The sequence below is a fragment of the Saccharopolyspora terrae genome (genome assembly GCF_004348435.1).
Classification (GTDB): domain Bacteria; phylum Actinomycetota; class Actinomycetes; order Mycobacteriales; family Pseudonocardiaceae; genus Saccharopolyspora; species Saccharopolyspora endophytica.
Genome location: NZ_SMKS01000142.1, coordinates 1 through 1,458, shown reverse-complemented (window position 1 = coordinate 1,458; position 1,458 = coordinate 1). Strand labels below are relative to the sequence as shown.

The window sequence follows — 1,458 nt, the reverse complement described above, 5'->3', positions numbered from 1 at the left end:
GTTTCGGGTGGGTGTGGTGGAGCCGAGTGCGGCATTGTTGTCGGAGACGACCGCGGGGCTGGAGCGGCTCGGGGTGGTTCACGAGTCGTGGCAGGTCACGGCTCAGGAGTTCGTTGCCGCGCATGCGGGCCGGTGGGATGTGGTGCAGTCGAGTTTCGCGTTGCAGTCGCTGTGCGAGGCCGACAAGCGCGAGGTGTTGAGCTGGATCTGCGGGCATGCGTCGCGTTTCGTGCTGGTGGAGTTCGACGTGCCGGAGGTCGACGACGTGTGGGATCCGGTGTGGTTCGCCGATTGCGTGGCCCGGTTGGAGCGGGGGTTGCGGGAGTACGGGGCCGATCGGGATCTGGTGGGTGTGGGTTTCGTGCTGCCGGTGGTGCTGGGCAAGTTCTCCGCCACTTCCCCACCGGCCAATCACGAGGTGTCGATCGCGCGGTGGCGGGAGTTGCTGGGTGAGACGGGGTTCGGTGGGATCCGGGTGCGTCGTGTGGCCGACTACTGGTGGCGTCCGGCCTATGCCGTGGAGGCGATCGGGTCGAGTTGAGCTCGCCTTGCCGGTGGCGGTTCTAGTCTCCTGGTGTGGCGGGAGACGACGAGCTGGATGCGTTGTTGGCCGAGCAGGTCGCCTACTACCGGGCGGTTGCCGGTGAGTACGGGGATTACGGGGCGATGCCGGGTGTGTCGGCGCTCGGTGAGGTCATCGAGGAGTTCGCGCCGGCCGGGCGGGTGCTGGAGCTGGCGTGTGGGCCGGGCGTGTGGACTCCGCTGTTGGCGCGGCACGCCGATGAGGTGACGGCGGTGGATGCGTCTCCGGAGATGTTGGCCAGGGCCGCTGCGCGGGTGGATGAGCGGGTGCGGTGGGTCGAGGCCGATGTGTTCGGGTGGCGTCCGGATGGGGTTTTCGACGTGGTGTTCTTCGGGTTCTGGTTGTCGCACGTGCCGCGGGAGCGGTTCGCGGAGTTCTGGGCGATGGTGGCGGGTTGTCTGGCGCCGGGTGGGCGGGTGTTGTTCGTCGATGATGCGTTGCGCACGGCGGAGGAGCTGGTGGAGGGCGTGGAGTCGACGACGATTCGGCGGTGGGCCGGCGATGGTGGTGTGCATCGGGCGGTGAAGGTGGCCTACCGGCCGGATGAGTTGTCGCGGGAGCTGGCGGGGCTGGGTTGGTCGGTTGAGGTTCGCCTGACGGAGTGGCCGTTCTACTGGGGTGCGGGGCGTCCGGGGGCGTGAGTGGGTTTGCCCGCGTGGGGAACGGGCGCGGGGTGTGGTGCGTCGGAGCGGTGAGTGCGCCGGTTCGAGAGGAGTGGGCGTGGTGGACGACGCGTGGCCCGAGATGGTGGATGGTTGGGAGTTGGCCCGTTCGCAGGGGCGGGAGACCTATCGCAAGCGGTTGGCCAACAACGTGACGGTGTTGGTGATCTGGGAGACCGTTGCGGGTGTGGGTCGGGTGAAGGCGCGGGTGGG

1 protein-coding gene and 1 pseudogene are annotated in these 1,458 nt (G+C 68.5%); both read left to right on the top strand.

Annotation, left to right across the window (positions count from 1 at the left end; genetic code table 11):
* A pseudogene (locus tag E1181_RS31070) lies at positions 1–541 on the top strand (class I SAM-dependent methyltransferase); the annotation flags it as partial.
* A gap of 35 nt (positions 542–576) precedes the next feature.
* Entirely contained in the window at positions 577–1,224 is a 648-nt protein-coding gene (locus E1181_RS31065; protein WP_235877183.1) for a class I SAM-dependent methyltransferase, read from the top strand.
* Positions 1,225–1,458: the final 234 nt, after the last annotated feature.